Annotated in this window: 19 protein-coding genes and 1 tRNA gene; 16 read left to right on the plus strand and 4 right to left on the minus strand. The window is 58.9% G+C overall.

Annotation, left to right across the window (positions count from 1 at the left end; all coding sequences use genetic code 11):
- The first annotated feature begins 308 nt into the window (after positions 1-308).
- On the plus strand, positions 309-1,037 hold the full coding sequence (locus IEW73_RS15460; protein ID WP_188677695.1) for a Fic family protein: 729 nt from the start codon (positions 309-311) through the stop codon (positions 1,035-1,037).
- Between the two features lie 474 nt (positions 1,038-1,511).
- Here IEW73_RS15460 and IEW73_RS15465 read toward each other — a convergent pair whose 3' ends face one another.
- Positions 1,512-2,333 (minus strand): HAD family hydrolase, encoded by an 822-nt coding sequence (locus IEW73_RS15465; RefSeq protein WP_188677409.1) that lies wholly within the window; start codon positions 2,331-2,333, stop codon positions 1,512-1,514.
- Positions 2,334-2,792: 459 nt separating this feature from the next.
- Between IEW73_RS15465 and ssd the strand changes: the two genes are divergently transcribed.
- The 8 genes from ssd (at position 2,793) to IEW73_RS15505 (ending at position 8,580) form a co-directional block, all read left to right on the plus strand.
- On the plus strand, positions 2,793-3,953 hold the full coding sequence (ssd, locus tag IEW73_RS15470; protein WP_188677412.1) for a septum site-determining protein Ssd: 1,161 nt from the start codon (positions 2,793-2,795) through the stop codon (positions 3,951-3,953).
- Positions 3,950-5,113 (plus strand): TadA family conjugal transfer-associated ATPase, encoded by a 1,164-nt coding sequence (locus IEW73_RS15475; RefSeq protein ID WP_188677415.1) that lies wholly within the window; start codon positions 3,950-3,952, stop codon positions 5,111-5,113. Before ssd ends, IEW73_RS15475 begins: the two co-directional genes overlap by 4 nt.
- On the plus strand, positions 5,077-5,922 hold the full coding sequence (locus IEW73_RS15480) for a type II secretion system F family protein (protein ID WP_188677420.1): 846 nt from the start codon (positions 5,077-5,079) through the stop codon (positions 5,920-5,922). Before IEW73_RS15475 ends, IEW73_RS15480 begins: the two co-directional genes overlap by 37 nt.
- Before the next feature lie 11 nt (positions 5,923-5,933).
- Entirely contained in the window at positions 5,934-6,476 is a 543-nt protein-coding gene (locus tag IEW73_RS15485; RefSeq protein WP_188677426.1) for a type II secretion system F family protein, read from the plus strand.
- Positions 6,477-6,502: 26 nt separating this feature from the next.
- Positions 6,503-6,682 carry a DUF4244 domain-containing protein gene (locus IEW73_RS15490; RefSeq protein ID WP_188677430.1) on the plus strand — a complete coding sequence of 60 codons (180 nt, stop codon included), beginning with the start codon at positions 6,503-6,505 and terminating at the stop codon, positions 6,680-6,682.
- Positions 6,679-7,041, plus strand: a complete 363-nt coding sequence (locus IEW73_RS15495; protein WP_188677432.1) for a TadE family type IV pilus minor pilin — start codon at positions 6,679-6,681, stop codon at positions 7,039-7,041. The genes IEW73_RS15490 and IEW73_RS15495 overlap by 4 nt, the downstream gene beginning before the upstream one ends.
- Entirely contained in the window at positions 7,038-7,430 is a 393-nt protein-coding gene (locus IEW73_RS15500; RefSeq protein WP_188677435.1) for an Rv3654c family TadE-like protein, read from the plus strand. Before IEW73_RS15495 ends, IEW73_RS15500 begins: the two co-directional genes overlap by 4 nt.
- A gap of 124 nt (positions 7,431-7,554) precedes the next feature.
- Positions 7,555-8,580 (plus strand): iron-siderophore ABC transporter substrate-binding protein, encoded by a 1,026-nt coding sequence (locus tag IEW73_RS15505; RefSeq protein ID WP_229676058.1) that lies wholly within the window; start codon positions 7,555-7,557, stop codon positions 8,578-8,580.
- A gap of 3 nt (positions 8,581-8,583) precedes the next feature.
- Here IEW73_RS15505 and sftH read toward each other — a convergent pair whose 3' ends face one another.
- Positions 8,584-10,905, minus strand: a complete 2,322-nt coding sequence (gene sftH, locus IEW73_RS15510; protein WP_229676059.1) for a DEAD/DEAH box helicase — start codon at positions 10,903-10,905, stop codon at positions 8,584-8,586.
- A 114-nt stretch (positions 10,906-11,019) separates the two neighbouring features.
- On the opposite strand from sftH, the gene IEW73_RS15515 reads away from it, so the two are divergent.
- From IEW73_RS15515 to topA, 3 genes are all read left to right on the plus strand, one after another.
- Positions 11,020-11,949: an SGNH/GDSL hydrolase family protein gene (locus tag IEW73_RS15515; protein WP_188677441.1), complete on the plus strand. Its 930-nt coding sequence runs from the start codon at positions 11,020-11,022 to the stop codon at positions 11,947-11,949.
- A gap of 140 nt (positions 11,950-12,089) precedes the next feature.
- Positions 12,090-12,755 (plus strand): hypothetical protein, encoded by a 666-nt coding sequence (locus tag IEW73_RS15520; RefSeq protein WP_188677443.1) that lies wholly within the window; start codon positions 12,090-12,092, stop codon positions 12,753-12,755.
- A 207-nt stretch (positions 12,756-12,962) separates the two neighbouring features.
- Positions 12,963-15,854 carry a type I DNA topoisomerase gene (topA, locus tag IEW73_RS15525; protein ID WP_188677445.1) on the plus strand — a complete coding sequence of 964 codons (2,892 nt, stop codon included), beginning with the start codon at positions 12,963-12,965 and terminating at the stop codon, positions 15,852-15,854.
- Between the two features lie 43 nt (positions 15,855-15,897).
- On the opposite strand, the gene IEW73_RS15530 is transcribed toward topA, so the two are convergent.
- Positions 15,898-17,487: an adenylate/guanylate cyclase domain-containing protein gene (locus IEW73_RS15530; RefSeq protein ID WP_188677447.1), complete on the minus strand. Its 1,590-nt coding sequence runs from the start codon at positions 17,485-17,487 to the stop codon at positions 15,898-15,900.
- 71 nt (positions 17,488-17,558) lie between these two features.
- On the opposite strand from IEW73_RS15530, the gene IEW73_RS15535 reads away from it, so the two are divergent.
- From IEW73_RS15535 to IEW73_RS15550, 4 genes are all read left to right on the plus strand, one after another.
- Positions 17,559-18,770: a DNA polymerase III subunit delta' gene (locus IEW73_RS15535; RefSeq protein ID WP_188677449.1), complete on the plus strand. Its 1,212-nt coding sequence runs from the start codon at positions 17,559-17,561 to the stop codon at positions 18,768-18,770.
- A 103-nt stretch (positions 18,771-18,873) separates the two neighbouring features.
- Positions 18,874-18,946, plus strand: a tRNA-Thr gene (locus IEW73_RS15540).
- A gap of 248 nt (positions 18,947-19,194) precedes the next feature.
- Complete coding sequence (locus tag IEW73_RS15545) at positions 19,195-19,626, plus strand: antitoxin Xre/MbcA/ParS toxin-binding domain-containing protein (RefSeq protein WP_188677451.1); 432 nt, start codon at positions 19,195-19,197, stop codon at positions 19,624-19,626.
- A complete protein-coding gene (locus IEW73_RS15550; RefSeq protein WP_188677453.1) occupies positions 19,627-20,184 on the plus strand; it encodes an RES domain-containing protein in 558 nt (185 codons plus the stop codon).
- On the opposite strand, the gene IEW73_RS15555 is transcribed toward IEW73_RS15550, so the two are convergent.
- On the minus strand, positions 20,181-20,567 hold the full coding sequence (locus tag IEW73_RS15555) for a hypothetical protein (RefSeq protein ID WP_188677457.1): 387 nt from the start codon (positions 20,565-20,567) through the stop codon (positions 20,181-20,183). The genes IEW73_RS15550 and IEW73_RS15555 overlap by 4 nt on opposite strands.
- Positions 20,568-20,698: the final 131 nt, after the last annotated feature.

A 20,698-nucleotide genomic window follows, 5' to 3' on the forward strand; every position in this document is an offset into this window, starting at 1 on the left:
AGTTGGATTGTGTGAGACGCTTCGTCCGTGTTTGCACCAACCCAATGACTGTGAGGGTAGTCACAAAATCGACTAGTGCGCAGGATCCTGACATGTGTGTGGGGTCACATCCTCGGCAAGTGGTCGATTCTTGTCGACAAACGGTTGTGATCGCGTGCGACTAGCGGTGATGGAATTCCTGGCTGGCCGATGCGGCAGCCTTTGCTGGTGTATCGAAGTGACCTGCATTTTTTCGGATCGATGCGGTCCTACCGGTACCGTCATGGTTTGTGACTGAAACGCGAGATCCTCTAAGTCCCATTGCTGAAATGTCGGGAATTCGCGACGCTGCCGAACGGGCGAGATCTGTGCTCGGTGAAGCGCACCGCCACAACGCAAATCGGCGTGAATGGGCTAAATCGGCCACGGAAGCTTCAGTGCGTGCAGCTCGCGCTTCGTCTGCCCTCGACGGCGGCAAAACGGAGCTCGACGGAACTGGCGACGTTCAAGACCCAACCCTCGCGGGAAGTTTGCGTGTATCGCAAGCGCTCGACGGGGAAAGTCTCGAAAACATGGTGAAGGTGTGGAAACGCGCGCCCCTTCAGGTGCTGGCGAAACTGCACATGCTCGCAGCTGCCGACCTGGTTGAGAACACCGATGCGTTGGGTAGGCCACGCCAAACGCCTGATGTGGGGGAGCGGCTTGAACTTCTCGCTCACATCGTGACCGGTGGGACTAAGGCCCCGGCGCCAGTAATCGCCGCTGTCGTGCACGGTGAACTGCTTGCATTGCGACCGTTTGGAACGGCGGACGGTGTCGTCGCGCGTGCAGCATCGAGGCTGGTAGCTGTGGCATCTGGACTTGATCCGCACAACCTCGGTGTCCCTGAGTCCTCTTGGCTTCAGCGTGCATCGGCTTATCGCAGCGCCGCAAAAGGATTTGCCACGGGCACCGAGCAAGGGGTCGGAAACTGGGTGATCCTATGTTGCGGGGCCCTTGAAGCGGGCGGTAGGGAAGCGATAAACATTGCCGACGCTGCGGCGGCCGCGAAAAAATAATTGAGATCTTCGACGGTGAGGAAATGGCGTTAACGAAAATTCTTCGCCGGGAATAAAGTAGTTCGACACACAATTTGCAACAAAGCAAACTTGTGTAATAAAAAGCGGGCGGTGAGCCATTTCGACTCACCGCCCGCGTAGCACGGACTCCACGGTTACCATGCGTGCTTATGTGGGCTGTGTGGGAAGGCCTCGGCGACTGCGCCACCACGGTCCGGATTCCTCTACCCACAAGAGGAATAAAGTTCGGTATCGGCGACGCTTCGCAGGCCCACAGCGCTTCTGCCCTTACGCGGCGTGCTCCGCGTGGGTGCCTGGCGTTCGTGCTCGGGAGTCGCAACCGGGGGATCGAGATCTTCTCTTCCGATTCGACCTTGGCCTGTCGTGCTCCCTTACCTAATTTGTACTCCTGACCTGCGTACGCTGCAAGCCCTTTCGGAAGATTGGATGCAATCCAATTAAGGAAACTTCGACCTACCGGCGATGGCGAAGGAAACTAAACGCAACGGCGCCGGCTGCAACAGCAGCGCTTATTCCCAGTGCGGCAGTGGCCGCTAGCGTGCGAGTCGACGGTGCGGGGAGATGCTCGCGGAGCGAGATCGCATCGGAGAACGTCAGTATTGGCCAGCCTTTTGCGGCAGCTTCGCGCCGTAAGTCCCGGTCTGGATTGACGGCAGTTGGGTGGCCTACCAGTGCAAGCATTGGGAGGTCAGACGCGGAATCTGAATATGCAAAACTTCGAGCAAGATCATATTTCTTTTCGTTCGCAAGATCGCGAATTGCCTCGGCTTTATCCCGCCCGTGGCAATAGAATTGGAACTCGCCGCTGTATTTTCCATCAATTGTCCCCATTGTGCTTGCGATGGTCGCATCCGCGCCCAAAGCTTCTGCAATAGGAGAAACTACTTCGACACCTGAAGCGGAGACAACAACGACATCGTGCCCACGTGACCGATGATCCTCCATTAGTGCGGCGGCTTCAGCAAAAACAAAGGGTGTGACAATATCGTGCAGTGTCTCGCCCACGATGTTGGCGACATGTTCAGTGTCCCAGCCCTGGCACATTGAGGCGATATGTGTCCTGAGCCTCTCAGTTTGTTCATGGTCAGCCCCAGGCATGAGCGCGAGAAACTGGGCGTAGGTGCTCTTGAGAACTGCCCTGCGATTGATCAGGCCCGCCTCAGAGAAGGGTTTGCTGAATGCAAGCGTTGATGTTCGCGCAATTATTGCCTTGTCGAGGTCAAAGAATGCGGCGGGACGTTCCGTATCGGTTGCGTCGTCCAGAGCGTGGTTCACGGTTCCAGGATAGTGGTCATTGCAAGGGTTTGTAATGCATGCGCTGGTTGAACTCGATCATGCCCACTTGTAGACTAAAAGCCAGGAAAAATAAAGGTTGATTGCGGAAACAACGCTGCAATCCCGTGTACTATGAAGGCACTCGGATATGATCCGGGTGAGTTCAGCCCGACCCCCCGGGGCTGAACTCCGACGACCCCCGCCCCCTCCCCCCCTGGCGGGGGTCGTCCTTTTTATACTTCTCCGTACGGCTTCCATCTGGGCTTTGATTCGGATAGATCAAGACGTTTATCGATTAGTGGGCGTATTGCGTTACGGCCATTAATGCGACTTAAACTTTGTAGCAAACAATGTTGCCTCGAGACCATCGAGCATGTGCGTTATCCACAGCGCGGTGTTATCCACAGAGACGCTGTCGGTGTGTCGCACAAGCCCCGGCGTGGCATGCACATTGTTCGCATGGTTAACCAGACCGAGTCGCAGGTACTTGTGTGGATTCGCGACGCCGCATTGCTCACGCAATTGCGGCGAATTGCCGCTGCATCGCGAACGCGGATCACTGAACATTGCGAAGAAACTCACACTGACGCGCGAAACGACAGCGAACTAGGCATGACAACCTCGCATCATTCGGCGTCAATCCAGGAACTGTGGCGCCGAGCTCACACCGTCGTTCTCGACAAGTTCACGGCTGCCGATTGTCACAAACTCGCCATGCCACGACGTGACAATGTCATCGTCGTTTTTTCTAGCGCGCGTGAAAATGCTGGCCGGTCTACAGCCGATGTAGGCCAATGGCGAGGATTTGTGGAACTCGGCATCAAAGGGACCTTTAACCTTCCCGAAGACGAACGCGAACTCATGGTGGCGCTCGCACAAACCAACATGCAATCAGCGCGACGCCACGGCGCGGTCATCGCGGTGACGAGTGCGTGCGGCGGAGCTGGCGCAACGATCCTGTCGTGTGCGCTCGCCCTCGCTGTGCCCGATCGCACTCTTCTCGTGGACCTCGATCAATACGGTGGCGGAGCAGACGTCGTACTCGGCGCCGAAAACATTAGCGGTCTGCGATGGCCGGAAATTGGAAACCTCACCAGCGGCGTCGCGACCGAGGCGCTATGGGCGGCACTGCCCACAGTCGGCACAGTATCGCTACTGGCTCATGAGCACCGAGCGGGCACTTCACCTCGCCGTCACCCAGGCGTTGACAACCTTCGGGCACTTCTCGACGCCACACGTACAGCTGGCCACCACGTCATCTGCGACGTACCACGAACTTTTGATGACACAAATGCCGCCGTATTTGAGGCAGCTGACCTGACAGTTCTCGTAATCCCCACCCACCTACGGGCTTGTGTGGCGGCCCAACGAACACTCGCCTGGCTGGCCCCGCGATCGCAACAAGTAGGGCTCGTCATACGGGGCCCGTCGCCGAGTGGGATTACCGCAATGGACATCAGTCGTGCCTGTGGCGACGTGCCGACAATCGCGACGATGAGGTCAGAACGAATACTTGATTCGCGAATCGACCATGCTCCGTTTCGGCTACAGCGACGATCCCCGCTCCGCGACGCAGCCACCAAAATCCTCACCGCCTGCTCCGCACCGAGAATCATATGAACCCCATCTCTGACGAGCTACTCAATCGGGTCCGGATACGCCTCGCGGATACACCCACACCGCACACACCCGAAGTCATCGTCGATCTTGTTCGTAGCGAGTCCGGCGGAGTGCTCGGTGACTATGACATCCTCAACGCACTTCGGACACTGCATACCGAACTGAACGGGGCGGGCCCACTCGACGATCTTCTCGCTGACCGCTTAGTCACCGACGTGTTTGTCAACAGCCCGAACGACGTATGGATAGACCGTGGGCGCGGCAACGAAAAGACCAACATTCGCTTCGCCGACGAAGCAGCGGTTCGACGACTCGCCCAACGCCTAGCGTCAGCGGCGGGGCGTCGACTCGACGAAGCCCAACCGTGGATCGACGGCTGGCTACCGCACATTGGAAGTCCGCACATAGGAGTGCGCCTGCACGCACTCCTATCGCCTTTGGCCGCCGACGGAACGTGCATCTCACTCCGAGTGCTTAGGCCTGCGTCCCACACACTCGAAGACCTGCTCACAGCAGGTATGTTTCCGCCGGAGCTGATGGGTGTCCTCGACGGAATCGTGCAATCACGACTGTCGTACCTCATTACCGGCGGGACCGGAACAGGCAAGACCACGCTTCTCTCCGCTTTGCTGGGGCGAGTTCCCCACACGGAACGGATCGTCTGCGTTGAAGATGTCAACGAGCTCTCGCCTCGACACCCCCACGTCGTGCGGATGTCTACGAGGGCAGCAAACATCGAGGGCGTCGGCGAAATAAACCTGCGCGCCCTCGTGCGGCACGCACTCCGGATGAAACCCGATCGACTCATCGTGGGTGAGGTGCGTGGCGCCGAAGTTATAGACCTGCTCGCCGCGCTGAACACAGGCCACGAAGGCGGCGCGGGAACATTGCATGCAAACTCTCCGGCGGAAGTTCCAGCACGAATGGAGGCGCTTGCCGCGCTAGGCGCAATGGGACGAGATGCCCTCCATAGCCAACTTAAAGCAGCAGTTCAGGTGGTCTTGCACGTACGAAAGACTGGCACAAGGAGATTGCTGGCGGACATCGGCATCGTGGATTTCAACGCATCCGGTCACATCACTGTCAGCCCGGCATGGTCACACAAGACTGGACAGGGGCCAGCGTGGGAAACCCTCTTGTCCCAGATTGGGCGCTCATGATGCCGACATCACTGTTCCTTATCGCAGCCTTGATCTTGTACCCGCGCACGGGTTCAAGGAGACGACTAAAAGCGCTTTATCGAACTGACCAGAAACCAAAGTTCAATCCCAAATCGGTCCGGGTATTGTGCGTTGTTGCCGCATCCCTTGCAGCATTCGCGGCCTACCAGGTAGGTGGTGCCGCGGCACTTGTCGCCGCAACCGTGGTCACAGCGACCATTCGCGAGCGCGTGCGGCGGCAAGCTACGTGGCGACATAAACAACGAGCTGCTCAAGACTTGTGCACGAGTCTCGACACCCTCATCGCAGAACTGCGCACAGGCGCCCACACAACAACCGCGCTCAAGGTCACCGCCGCGCAATCGCCCGGGGACACCGTCGGGATATTCGAACGAGCCGCCGCACGTACGGCAGTTGGAACCTACACCACCGACATATTCACGGGAGACCAAGACGACGATGCCATGAGGCAACTCTCGTCCGCATGGCATATAGCCCACATGCACGGTGCTGCGTTGGCGGGCCTGCTCCATACAGTGCGAGACAACATCGTGGCTGAACAACAGCGCAAAAACGACGTTGACACCGCTATGGCCGGGGCGCGAGCGACCGCACTACTGCTTGCAGCATTGCCGCTAGTCGGAGTGGTCCTCGGCGAACTGATGGGTGCAGCGCCGCTCCGCACGCTGTTCACCACCAGCATCGGTGCAGGCCTCTTGGTCCTTGGCAGCGTTCTGGGGTGCGTCGGACTGTTGTGGTCTGACCGGATCATGGACTACGCCAGAACAGTACCGGCGGTTCGACCGTGATCCTCGCAACCATGACTATCGCAATGGCGTTTCTCCTGTGGCCGCGCGGTCTGTCGCACTACAGGGCAGCACGACTCACGGCGAGTGCGCCGCACGCAATCGGGAAACAGTCAGCGACACAGCCCTCAAGCCCCGACACTTTCGAATTGTTCGCAGCGTGCATCGAAGCGGGGTTGGCCCCAAGCGTTACTGCCCGCACCGTTGGTGCCACCACCAACTCTGCCTTTTTCGCCCGAGCTGCTGGCTTACTCGCGCTTGGGCTAAGCCCGGACGACGCGTGGACTGCGGCGAGTGGCACACCAGCAGAAAAAGCATTCGCGCGAGCAACGAAGCGATCGAGCCAAACCGGCCACGCACTTGCGGAATCGGTACGCGAAGTGGCCAAAACTCAACGTGCGGAACACCATCACCTGGCATTGCAGCGAGCACAACGCGCTGGGGTATTTATCGCAGCGCCATTGGGGTTGTGCTTTCTTCCGGCTTTTGTCTGCTTGGGAATTGCGCCCGTCGTATATGGACTGACGTTCAATCTTGTTGCCGGAAATCTCACCTGACGATTTATTCAACGAAAGGTATAAAAATGAAAGACAAACTCTATGAACTCGCTCGTGATGACGATGGAATGTCCACGGTCGAATATGCCATTGGGACAATCGCCGCAGCCGCGTTCGCGGCAGTGCTCTACACGGTAGTGACGGGTAATTCGATTGTCGGTGCACTAACGAACTTGATTGAACAAGCCCTCACAACGCAGTTATGACACCTAAAACGATCAAAGAGCTATTTCACGAAGATAGCGGCGCAGTGACCGTGGAGTCGGCATTTGCGTTGGTTGCACTGATTACCACTGTAATGACCTGCTGTGGCGCGCTTGTCGCAAGCATTGCGTATGTGCGTTGCGTTGATGCTGCTCGCGAGGCCGCTCTCAATGCGGCGCGTGGCGATGAGGCACAAGCGATGGCCGTGGCGTCGAGGATTGCTCCAGGGGGAGCGGAGTTAAATGTGCGACATGAGAACGGATTAGTTGTCGCGGAGGTTCATCTTGCTTTCGACCTCCTGCCTCAATTCGTCCTATCTGCCCGGTCTGTTGCAATGCAAGAACCGGAGTGGTCGGGATGATCTTCAAATATCGCGTGGGCCTGCGCCGGTTTGTCGAGTCGGACGATGGGGTTGCAACGGTGGCAACAGCAATCACGATTGTTGCCATCGTGGCTATCTTTGCGGTGATGGTGCATTTCGTCGCCGCAGTGTCGGCGCGGCACAAGGCTCAGGGCGCAGCAGATCTTGCGGCACTGGCAACTGCGTATGCCCTGGCGGTGGGCGATTCGGCCCCATGCTCTGTGGGCGGCAAAATTGTTGCGGTCAATGGAGCGCGGATGGTGAGCTGCACTGTGGACGGGGGAGATGTGGTTATCCGAGCCGCAGTTCCATTGCTGCGCGAGGGAAACTTTGCGCCAAAGTTGGCAGGCGCTTCTGCTCGCGCGGGTCCTACTGAAGTTCGACGCTGAGGCGTAAGGCTCAGGTATTTCTGCAGCTAGCAGGCGTATTCCACCAATTTTGGTTAGGCTGCCCTATGGTCTGGGGTTGATGCAGGCGCATGGTGATGCCTGTCCGAAATTCCAGGAGTATTCCATGAACGGTCGCCGGAAAGCGGCTATGGCCTTCATCAGCGTCCTACTCGGCACGCTGATGCTGTCTACGGCATGCGGTACCAACGGTGGTACTGGTGACGAGCAAGCCGCCAGTGCCAGCGGTGATTTCCCACGCACGATTGAACACGCGTTTGGTGAAACCGTCATACCCACAGACCCCACTCGGGTGGTCGCGTGGGGTTGGGGCAGTGCTGATGCCGCGATCGCGCTCGGTGTAACTCCGGTGGCGATGGCGCACCAGAGTTACGGCGGCGATGACGAGGGTGTGCTGCCGTGGGTTCGTGAGGCGCTTGCGGACTCTGGCGAAGCCACGCCAGCAATTCTTCCTGCTGGCACTGATGTGCCGTTCGAAGCGATCGCGGCGGCCGAGCCCGACTTGATTTTGGCTGTCTATTCGGGAATTACGGAGTCAGAGTACGAGTTGCTATCAGAGATTGCCCCCACCATTGCGTACCCAGATGCACCGTGGTCAACTCCGTGGCGTGACACCATTCGGATCGTCGGTGACGCGCTTGGGCGCGTGCCAGAAGCGACTCAACTGCTTGCGGACATCGACGCCGAAGTTGCAGAAAAGGCGGAAGCGCACCCAGAGCTTGCAGGAAAATCAGTCGCGCTTGTGTGGGACACCGCTGACGCTTTGTACGTTTACAAACCTGCTGATTCTCGCGTGGCGTTCACCCTTGACCTCGGCCTCGTCAACCCCGACAGCGTTGACGAACTCTCCAACGGTGACTCCACCTTCTACTTCACGCTCAGTCGCGAAAACCTCGGCGAACTGACGAGCGACATTCTTGTTACGTACGCCGACTCAGAACAGCAGTCAACAGAGTTTCTGGAATCGCCCGCTGCACAATTGATGGACCAAGTCCGGCGAGGAACCGTTGCAGAAGTGATTGGAACAGAGTTCATCGCCGCGGTCTCACCACCCACGGCACTGTCCTTGACCTGGGGTCTAGACGACTATGTCGCTCTGTTGTCCGATGCTGCGGAGAAGGTTGATGGGTAGCAGTTACTGACCTTTCGCGACATCTTGCAGTACGGCGTCAAGCACACGCACGGCGCCGTACTTGTGCAGCGGACTATTCCCGTTGCCGCATTTAGGGGAGTGGACGCACGATGGGCACCCCGTCGTGCAACTACACGAGTTGATGGCTTCGCGTGTGGCGCTCAACCAGCGGGTCAGGTGATCGTGCCCGTGCTCCGCGATCCCAGCGCCGCCGGGATGCCCGTCGTAAATGAACACGGTCGGCAAGGCTGTGTCGGGGTGCAGCGCAGTGGAAACTCCGCCAATGTCGTTGCGGTCGCAACTCGCGAACAGCGGCAGCATCCCAATGGCCGCATGCTCTGCGGCGTGTAAAGCTCCAGGGAAGTTCGCTTCAGGGACGCCACCTTGGATAAGCCTGTCCGCGGTCATGGTCCACATCACGGCTTTCGTGCGGAGAGTGCTTGTCGGCATGGTCAGTTCGATTGTGTCGATGACCTCGCCGGATGATGCCCGCCGTAGGTAGCTCACCACGTGCTGCGTGACTTCCACGTCCACGAATCCAATCCCCGTGGCGCCGTATTGAACATGGCGGTGAACGTGTGTGAGGTGAATATCGCTTTGGCTGCGTGCGGTAGTTGTGTAGCCGGGGTCGCCAGCGACGACAAGTGCAATACCATCGTCTAGGTCGAGATCCATCACGACGAACACCTCACCCTGATGAAGGTGGACAGCACCGGGGTGGACAGTAGCGGGAGCGCGTGCAGAATCGACGGTCCCCAGCAATCTGCCTGAATCGGCCTCAACGATCACAACCTGCCCCGCACCACTGCCGCGAAGAGTGACGTGTTGATGTGGGCTCACTCCTGGCGTGGGGAACCAGCCGAGTGGGCGGTGACGCAGAATGTCTTGTTCTGACAGTTCTCGCACAGAGTTTTCGATGCCGAGCTGCTTAATTTCTGCGTCGGTGAGTGGAATCTCGGTGGCTGCGCACACCACGTGAGGTGCTTCGATGTGCGGATTGTGTGGGTTGGTGATCGTTGATTCGACCGGTTGCCCGAGAAGGGCGTCGGGGTTGTGGATGAGGTAGGTGTCGAGCGGGTCGTCTCGTGCGACAAACGCGATCAACGCGCCTTGTCCACGCCGACCCGCTCGCCCGGCCTGTTGCCAAAAAGATGCGATGGTGCCGGGGAAACCCGTCAGAACTACCGCGTCGAGGCCTGCGATATCTACACCAAGTTCCAGTGCGTTGGTGCTGCTTACAGCACGGAGGGTTCCGTCAGAGAGGGCTTTTTCGATTCGTCGCCGATCATCGGCGAGGTACCCGGCGCGGTATGCAGCAACGGTGCTTGCCAACTCGGTGCCGCTGAGATGGTTTTTTACCGCGACGGTCGCGTATTCGGCGCCTGCGCGGGACCGAACGAACATGAGCGTGCGTGCGCCTTCTTCGACAAGTGCCGCGGTGAGGGAGGCGGCTTCAGCTGGGGCAGACCGTCGGTTCTCCACATCGGCCGAGGTGCCGCCGGTGGATTTAGGTCCTGGTTCCCACAGAGCGATGGTTCGTGACCCGTGCGGCGCGGAATCGACGGTAATGGGATGGCACGGTGCGCCAATTAAGCGTTGCGCTGCGGCGGCAGGGTTCGCTGTGGTTGCACTAGCGAGGATAAATGTCGGTGAACTGCCGTAGCGGGCCGCGATGCGGCGGAGACGGCGTAGCACCCAGGCGACATTGGACCCAAAAACTCCCCGGTAGTGGTGGCATTCGTCGATGATGACGAACTCGAGTCCGCGGAAGAAACGAGACCACTGACTGTGGTTTGGCATCATCCCTACGTGGAGCATGTCGGGATTGGTGAAGACCCATCGGCTGTTATTGCGGATCCATGGCCGAATATCGGTAGGAGTGTCGCCGTCGTAGAGGTGCGGTTCGGCGGTGTGGAGCGTGGGAACGAGCCGAGTGATGGTGCGGGCGTGGCCGAGCTGGTCGGCACCTAACGCTTTGGTGGGGGAGAGGTAGAGGGCTGTGGCGCGGGGGCGCTCGGCGAGCGCTGTCAGTACCGGCAGACTGTAGGCGAGTGATTTACCGGACGCGGTTCCGGTTGCAAGTACGACATTGTTCCCGTGGAATGCGTGATCGGCGGCGTCAACCTGGTGTTTGTACGGTTCGGTGATCCCGCGTCCTCGGTACGCTTCGAGCAAAGGTTGATGGACCCACTCTGGCCACGGTGCGTGCTCAGCGGGGGTGCCGGAGATCACGGTTACGTGTGTGGCGCTGCCAGTGAGTCCATGCCGTCGCTGTGTGAGCAAGGTATTGAGCAACTCTTGCCCGAACGGTTGTCCGTCAGTCACCACTTCTCCGTATGAATGTGCGCGGTTGGTCAGCGCCTGAGCGTGAGTGTACGGCGTATATCAAAATGGTGATATTGGTCGGCGATGTGTGCAGCTGTGTGGCACGGTGTGAGGGTGAAAAACTCTTGGATTAGTGCCGCTCGGCGACGTCTATCCCGCCGTTCTTTCGCCGTGGCAGCGGCGTCGATCATGGCGACCAGTGTTGTTGTTGTCGGTGGCGGCACTGCCGCAGCGCAGCCAGACGGAAATCGCTACGTGTCGTTGGGGGACAGTTTCACATCCGGTCCTAACTACGATCCTTTCGGGGGATGCCCGCAGTTGCCGTACGCGTGGCCCAAGCAGTTTGCTGCACAGTGGGGGCTAGGAAACGACTGGTTCGATGCTTCCTGCTCAGGCGCGGTTGTTGATGGGCGCGGAACGAATACGTTCGGGCAGCAAATCGATGCGGCTTCGCGGTCCATGGGGTCTCGAACTGAACTTGTCACAATTCAGTTCGCTGGCAATGAATCGTATGGAGGCTCGGGGCGCAGCGCAGCGTGGTCGGTGGGGTTATGTGTGTTGGACTTCGTCAATGGTTGCGACAACGCCGCAGATCCCACCTCGGTTCGGCCGGACGCAATTACGAGTGCTGAACTGCAGCGACGCCTGACTGCTGGTGATAGTGGAAACATTATTGGCCGGATTCGCCAGGAAGCTCCGAATGCGCGGATCGCGATAGTCGGATACCCAACAGTGCTTCCGAGTGATACCTCGGTGTGCTTGCCGATCAATGGACTGGAGGTTCCTGACTTCCAGCCACGAGCCGCATATGCGCGAACGGTTTTGGACAGGATTGAAGTTGCGCAACGCCAGGCGGCTGCCGCTTTGGGGGTCGAGTTTTGGTCGCTCAGGCAAGCAACTGCTGGGCACGATGCTTGCCAGCCATTGGGGCAGCGGTGGATCACCCGCATCGGTGATTTCCACGAGGAATTGTTGCCGTTCCACCCCACTCGAACTGGGTATGGAGCTCAAGCAAACGCCCTTACTGCTTACCGAACCCGATAAGTGAAGTTCACGCAGTTTTAGTCGAAGACGGGAAAGTTACCCGCACGGTGTGCGTTGTGGCGCTAACGTGATTTTCTTAAAGCCCGGCACCGTGTGACGAGCAGCGGCGCCGGGGCAGTGCGGGGTTAGCGAGGGTGACGATGCGATCAACTCAACGAAAAACTGCGGTGAAGGCCGCCGTCGTAGCGGCATGTCTCGCAACGACCGCACCGCTGATGTTGGCGTGTTCAACGGACGACACGCCGCAACTAGATGTCGACGGAACGCCTGAACCTGAACCGATCAGCGTCGAGGAATGGCTCGCGCGATACTGTGCGCCATTCATTGCGTTGACAGATGCGTTTCAGTACTACGACGTCGTAGTGGCGGACCCTCCCCCTGATGCAGAGGAGGCGAGGCAGGTCTATCTGGACCTGTACTCGCATATGCACACAGTTCTTATTGATTCGTCGCATAGTTTTGTGGAACTCGGCGACCCGCCGGTGACAGACATCAGGCCAGGCCTCAGCGAACACCTAGGTGACGCCACTCGGCGAGCGGCCGAAGGGGTTGACGAAATGCGGATCGACCTCGAGGAAATGGAACCTGACGACCCCGTGGCGGTTGCTGAGTTCAACGACAGGGTTGAGGAAACACCAAATCCAATTGCCGTCGCGTTCGAGGACCTAGCAGAGTTTGAGTCTGCGGAACTTGATGGAGCGATTGGTGGGGTACCGGAGTGCTCTGTGCTGGTCCAAGAACCAGAACCAGAACCAGACGAGGCCCCAGATGCGGAGTCTGAGAGGGAAGACGACGAGGGCGAGTAGGGCATCATCGTTGCATGAAGTTGTCGCCTGAGCGCTGTGTGTTGCCCACCGGTTTGCACACATGTCGGTCGCGTCGTACATACTGACCCGAAGCGGATGGCAAGACCGTACGGCGTGGCAGTGGTAGACATGTTGCAAGGTTTACGGCACACCGTGTGTCAGTCTTGAGGGACTTCAGAGTAAGCGTCAGAAAGGTGCGAGCGTCAGGTGGCAGCACGCGGAAGTGGTACGGCGAGTAGTTCGGCGCGCTCCGGAAAGTCGACGGCAACACGGCGTCTCGTCATAGTCGAGTCACCAACTAAGGCTAAGAAGATAGCTTCGTATCTCGGCGCGAACTATGTTGTTGAGTCTTCTCGCGGGCATATCCGCGACCTGCCTAAAGGCGCCGCGGACGTTCCTTTGAAGTACAAGGGCGAGTCGTGGGCGCGCCTTGGTGTCAATGTTGATGAGGATTTTGAGCCGCTGTATGTAGTGAGCGCGGACAAGAAATCCACGGTTTCAGAGCTGAAAAGCCTGCTTAAAGACGTGGACGAATTGTATCTAGCCACAGACGGTGACCGCGAAGGTGAAGCTATCGCGTGGCACCTGCTCGAGACGCTCAAGCCAAAAATTCCTGTGCGACGCATGGTTTTTCACGAAATTACTGAGCCAGCGATCAAGGCGGCAGCCGAGAATCCACGCGACCTCGATTCTGACCTGGTTGACGCGCAAGAAACTCGACGCATCGTCGACCGCTTGTATGGGTATGAAGTTAGCCCGGTGTTGTGGAAAAAGGTGATGCCGAAGTTGTCGGCAGGCCGCGTCCAGTCGGTCGCTACACGAATCACTGTGCAGCGCGAACGCGAACGCATGGCTTTCACGACCGCCGAATACTGGGATATTGCCGCCACGTTGGATGCGGGCGCGGACGCGACACCGCGTACGTTTGGTGCGAAGCTTTCTTCCGTTGATGGCCGTCGGGTCGCATCGGGTCGCGACTTCGGATCAGACGGCAAACTGAAAAACGCCAGCGACGTCGCACTCCTCGACGAAGCCCGCGCAACGAGCCTTGCTGACGCGCTCCGTGGCGTAGTACTTGCTGTCACATCGGCTGAGGAAAAGCCGTATACACGCAAGCCTTACGCACCGTTCATGACGTCGACGTTGCAGCAAGAAGCTGGCCGAAAGTTGCGGTTCTCGGCTGATAGGACGATGCGAACCGCGCAACGACTGTACGAAAACGGTTACATCACTTACATGCGTACCGACTCGACGACATTGTCTGAGTCAGCAATCACGGCGGCACGCAATCAAGCCCGAGAATTGTATGGTCCTGAGTTTGTGTCGCCGTCGCCGCGTCAATACACCCGCAAAGTGAAGAATGCGCAAGAAGCGCACGAGGCGATCCGCCCCGCTGGAGAGACTTTCAAGACCCCAGGCCAGCTGAGTAGGTCACTTGAGCAAGACGAGTTTCGGCTCTACGAGCTCATCTGGCAGCGCACAGTTGCGTCGCAGATGGCTGACGCCAAGGGCACGACACTGAGCCTTCGCATCAGCGGCACGGCCGGTACTGGCGAAGTATGTACATTCTCATCGTCGGGTCGCACCATCACATTCCCTGGATTCCTTAGTGCCTACGTCGAGACCGTGGACGACGAATCTGGTGGCCAAGCAGACGACGAGGAACGGCGTCTTCCCAGGCTGGCCGAGGGGCACACTGTCCACGCGGAGAAACTGCACCCAGACGGCCACAGCACTACTCCGCCAGCACGCTTTACTGAAGCATCCTTGGTGAAGAGGCTTGAGGACGAAGGTATTGGGCGCCCATCGACGTATGCGTCGATTATTAAGACCATTCAGGACCGCGGATACGTCTACAAAAAGGGCAACGCTCTTGTTCCGTCGTGGGTCGCATTCGCTGTCATTGGCTTGCTCGAACGACACTTCGGCCGACTCGTCGACTACGACTTCACCGCATCAATGGAAGACGACCTCGACGCAATTGCCGAGGGACGGCAGGGGCGATCCAACTGGTTGTCCGCGTTCTACTTCGGCGATGACAACAGCTCAGAAGGCACCCTTGCCCGGCTAGGTGGGTTGAAGAAACTCGTCGGCATCAACCTTGAAGGTATTGACGCCAGGGAAATCAACTCGATCCCACTGTTTGATGACGCCGAAAAGCGTCCGGTGTGCGTGCGAGTTGGCCGCTTCGGTCCATATCTCGAACGTCATGTTCAGGGCGAATCTGAGGAACCACAATCGCAGCGAGCGAACTTGCCCGACGATCTTCCCCCTGACGAACTCACCCTTGAGATCGCAGAGAAGCTTTTTGCGACCCCTCAGGAGGGGCGAACCCTTGGAACCGACCCAGAAACTGGGCACGAAATTGTGGCCAAGGAGGGCCGTTTCGGACCGTACGTCACTGAGGTCCTTCCTGACTCAGACGACGCGGCGGCGAAAAAGCCTAAACCGCGAACTGGGTCCCTATTCAAGGGAATGGACGTCGCCACGATCACCCTGGAGGAGGCACTGCCTCTGCTTTCGCTTCCGCGGATCGTTGGTAAAGACCCAGAGAGCGGCGATGAGATCACAGCGCAAAACGGTCGCTATGGGCCTTATTTGAAGAAGGGCAGCGACTCGCGGTCCCTCACCACGGAAGATCAGATCTTCACGATCACCCTGGATGAGGCGCTAAAGATTTACGCGGAACCAAAGCGTCGGGGCCGACAAGCAGCAGCGACTGCACCACTTCGTGAGGTCGGGGATGACCCCGCCACCGGCAAACCGATGGTGATCAAGGACGGCCGGTTCGGGCCGTACGTCACGGATGGTGAAACGAACGCTAGCCTCCGAAAAGGCGACGAAGTTGAGGCACTCACAGTCGAGCGCGCTGCTGAACTTCTCGCTGATCGTCGTGCTCGGGGTCCGGTAAAGCGGACTACCAAGAAAGCCGCAGCGAAGAAAGCGCCAGCCAAGAAGGCGCCAGCAAAGAAAGCTGCAGCGAAAAAGACGGCCACCAAGACAACGGCAGCGAAGAAGACAGCCGCTAAGAAGACAGCAGCGAAAAAGACCGTCAAGAAAACCGCTGCGGCAAAAACAACGTCGACTGAGTCTGAATGATGTAGGTCAAGCCATCTCGCGGGGTGGCTTGACCGCTGATTTCTTACAGTGCACCTGAGTTTTTGTGGTGAGGTTGCGTGGGTGCGGCTAGCTCACTTGGCACGCCCCGGCCCCGCAATTCAACCGACCGTACGATGGTCCATTTCGCTGCCTCATCGTGGTGAGCGCGAGACACAGCGAACGACGATGCAAGCGCACCACCAGGTTCATCTTTGGCCAACTCCGTAATGCGCGCGGCTTCGTTTACAGGATCGCCGATCACCGTGTACTCCAAGCGATGTGCAGCGCCGATATTGCCCGCCACCACGGGACCGGCCGCCACACCGATACCAAACCCAACTGGCTCGGTGTCGCTGCCCGCGTGCAGCACGTAGGGGAGTCGTTGAGCGAGTTCCCTCGCTGCCGCCAATGCCGCGCCGGAAGCATCCTGGTGTTCTAGAGGGGCACCAAACACCGCCAATGCGGCGTCGCCTAAGAACTTGTTGAGCAAACCATCATGGCGGTCAACAACATCGACTACCACGCGGAAAAACTCGTTCAACAGTGCCACAATTTCAGCTGGTGGCTGTTTCGTCGCTAAATTGGTGGACCCGACCAGGTCAACAAACAGCACTGAGACAAAGCGATCTTCTCCGCCTAGTTGCACGCCGTCATTGAGCGCTCGCCGGGCAACATCCGGGCCCACATATCGTCCGAAGACATCCCTGATCTGCTCACGCTCTGCTAGCGCCTGCACCATCTCGTTAAACCCGGCCTGCAATTGGCCCAACTCGGTGGCGTCATAAATGCGCACAGGAGTATCGAAGTCGCCTGACTGAACTCGGCGTAGGGCTGAACGCAACTGCGCTATGGGGTCAGCAATCGCTGACGCCGTCAGTCTCGTCACCACAAAACTACCGAGTACCAGTGCCGCACACAGCGCGAGAATGGACGTCAGTACGGCATTCGAATCGGCGGTGAGGCTCCCGGTTAATGCAGCGTTGGTGACCACGAGAATCCCCGCGACAGGGACGAGGACACTCACGACCCAACCGACCTGTAAGCGGCTCGAGACGCTTGGGGGATGGCGCAGGCTAGCATCCCCCACAGCCATCGCTGACGCATGCACTGGTCGCAGCACACGCTCTGAAAACAGGTATCCCACGGCGCATGCGGTTGCCCCGCCGATGGCAACAGTTACCGCTGTAATCACTGCCAACTCGACTGTCTGCGCTGTTAACGCTACGAAGATGACACCGCCGACTACCCACACCGCGGCATAAACCCACGCCAGCATTTGGGGGATCTTCAGAGCGCGGTCGCGGGCCAACAACCCATGAGGCTCCTTCTGCCAATCCTGTTGCCACACAATCACTGGGCGCGCCAACCACCACGCCACCGCGCTACTCACAACCGCGGTGAGCACAAGGTACGCGAGAAAAGGTTCGATCCTGTTCGATGTCAACAACTCGTTGATTCGTAGGGCATCTTCACCGGGGAGGAGGAACTGCAAGAAGCCGAAAACAAACACCGCACCAGCAACATTCGCGACTTGCATACCGAATACGTACAGCGGCCACGGGCGGGTGAAGGACCCACGCAGTAGCGGTTTCACTGAACCGAACGATTCTGTGCTGCCCGCGCGACCTCTCATACCTATGATCTTCGCCTATATGGCGGCGCAACGGTGTTAACTCGGGGCAGACACCGTTACGCTTGTCGATTGTGGCACCAGTGTTTGAGCGTCTGATCGGGCAGGACAAGGCAGTGCGAGCTTTGTCGAACGCAGCCGTTGCCGCTCGCCACATCAATGCGGGGACCCACACCGTTTCCGATAGTTCCGCAATGACGCATGCCTGGCTATTCACAGGACCACCAGGGTCGGGGCGTTCAGTGGCTGCGCTCAGTCTCGCCGCCGCACTGCAATGCACAAACCCAGACAGGCCTGGTTGTGGGCACTGCGCTGGCTGTACAGCCGTGATGGACGGAAACCACCCTGACGTACGACGGATCATTCCAACAGGGATCAGCATCGCAGTCGCAGAAATGCGCGCAATCGTCCAGACCGCGTCACGACGCCCCAGTGTCGGCGCGTGGCACGTTGTCATCATTGAAGACGCCGACCGCCTGACGGAGGGCGCTGCCAACGCGCTGCTCAAAGTCGTTGAAGAACCGCCAGCGCATACAGTGTTCATGCTGTGCGCGCCGTCCCCGGACCCGCACGATATTGCAGTCACGTTGCGGTCGCGGTGCCGTCATATTGTTCTCGCCACGCCCAGTGCGCAGGCGATAGCTGACGTCCTCCACCAACAGGATGGGCTCGACGTCGACACCGCACGCTGGGCAGCGGCGATTTCCGCTGGGCACATGGGCCGGGCGCGTCGACTGTCTCATGACTCTGAGGCGCGTCAGCGGCGTGAGGCGGTTCTTTCCATCCCCAGCACTATCGCAAGGCCAGCCGCAGCCATTCAGGCCGCTGACACCCTTGTGAAAACAGCCTTTGACGACGCCAAGACCCTCGGCGCTGAATTGGATGAGAAAGAAACCGACGAGCTCAAGACTGCCCTGGGCGCTGGTGGAACGGGCAAAGGCGCGATGGGGGCGATGCGTGGTTCCGCAGGAGCGTTAAAAGAACTTGAACGTAAGCAGAAGTCACGTGCGACAAGGACTGTCCGAGATGCGCTGGACAGGGCCCTCATTGATTTGCTGGGCTTTTACCGTGACGCGCTTCTCGTCAGCCTTGGGGCTGACTTGCCTCCGATACATCCGGACAAGATCGAACATGCAACAACCGTGGCGCGCACTACTACCCCGGAAGCGCTCCTTCGCAGCATCGACAGCATTCTCGAATGCCGAGCGGCTATTGAGTTCAACATCAAACCTGAGCTTGCGGTGACGGCGATGTGTGCGAGTGTGAGCGAGCACCTCCGAGCATGATTTCGAGGGGCGATGGAGCGCCGAGCATGACGTGTCGTTTTTCAATCCTGGACCCCACCCGCTAGACTGCTGAACGCTGAGTAGTTAGGTATTGCTCGGCGACGCCGCCTTAGCTCAGTCGGTAGAGCGCTTCACTCGTAATGAAAAGGTCAGGGGTTCGATTCCCCTAGGCGGCTCAAGTGAAACCCCAGGTCAAGTAGTTTTTGACCTGGGGTTTTTGTTGTGCACGCCCAGTATAGGCATTCGTTTGGAGGTGAAATGCCTCTGGAGGTGAAGGTGGTTTAACTCCTAGTCGAAGGCAACTGCGTCGCCGTGAGGTGGTGTGGGAAGGATACTCGGCGGACTCGTGGGGATTCCGTGGAGTGTGCTTACCCCGCCCGAATTATTGCCCAACAGTTTCGTTGGGTGTGTGTATGGTGGGGGTATGACCGGCAAAGCGACCCCAGCACGGAAGCAGCGGACCACCGTCCGCACCGCTCGCACGGGGCGACCTCACCTCGCAGGTCGGCCTCACCCTCGGACGCATGATGTGTTCGCCGCAGATCGCGCACAGTATCTCGTCGATGTGTTCGGCACACGCGGGCTAGCTGCAGTTATCGGCGTGTCCGCATCGCAGCCATCCCGGTGGGTCCGTGGCGAGGAAGTTCCCGGGCCCCAGTCGCTGTCACTGTTGATTGATCTGGAGCATGTGTTAGCGAAAGCGCGCCTCATCTGGGGAGGGTCCGCAGCTGTTGCCTGGATGGAAGGCTCCAACTCATACCTGAACGGCGCTCGTCCCCTCGAAGTGGTGCGCACCGACGGGGTAGGGAAAGTACTCACCGCGCTGGACGCCGAAATGTGGGGTGGCGCGGCGTAAATGCTGGTGTACCGAGTATTTCCCTACTTGCCGAAAGCTGCACCCGGCGAACCCGGCCATCCGCTTTACCGGCACACCCCACAAATCGGTGGTCGTATCGACCATCCCGACTACTACGTGTGGTACTTATCTCGCCATGCTGAGGGTGCCTGCGGAGAGTCGTTTGGAAACCTGCCGTATTGGGATGATTCGATGTTCGAGTTTCCTGCACTCGCTGGGGCTCGCCGCGCTCTCGGCACGTTCACAGTCCCTGACAGTCTCAGGATTTGCGATCTCGACGACCCCGACCAACTGTCCCGCCTCGGGTTGCGTCCAACGCAGGTCATCACCCGCAACCTCGCTGTCACATCCAATTGGGGTCATCGAATCTGGTCAGAAACTCACCTCTCACAGCCAGGTGAGAAACGCTGGGAGGCGGTGCAGTGGTGGTCCTTCCACCGGCCGCTGTGGACCGTACTGGCGAGCTGGGTGCAACCCGAGCTGGCAGACGTTCAACCGCTCACGCTTGACCACGCCGCCGTTCTCGACGCCGCCCGGGCGCTATACCGGCGAATCTAGCCTGCCCATCCTGCTGCATCGTCGCGCGCACACGCGAGCACCCGCTCAATGTCACCTGCTGCCACAGCCTGGACAGCGCTCAAGCCTTCGAAAAGATACGTCTCGGTGCACATCCACGCCGCACATGTCCATGGATCCGCCGCACCCCGCAAAACACCCCACACGGTCAACAGCGCGGGATGAACAGCACCATGGTCGGTGAACTGCCACTCAGGGAAAACCCACTGCGCATTCTCAAGCTGACAACCGATGAGGTCACCAGATACTGCCAGCGCCTCCACGTCGTCAACCCCGATGCTGAGCCACTGGGCCACACCGTCACTATCAAAGAACGGTCCAGCTAAATACTCAAAGTCATGTATCGCAGGTGACATTTCGGCCATACGGAGCATTATCTCGCATTCACGTCACCGACCTGAGCGGACCAGTGGACACCGTGGGGTTTGCAGGCTGCAACGGCGATCTGCGTGGTGCTCCTCTCCGCAAACATTCCTTTGCCAGTGGGTGCGGTGGC

It is taken from the genome of Hoyosella rhizosphaerae, assembly GCF_014643175.1.
In the GTDB taxonomy this organism is placed as follows: domain Bacteria; phylum Actinomycetota; class Actinomycetes; order Mycobacteriales; family Mycobacteriaceae; genus Lolliginicoccus; species Lolliginicoccus rhizosphaerae.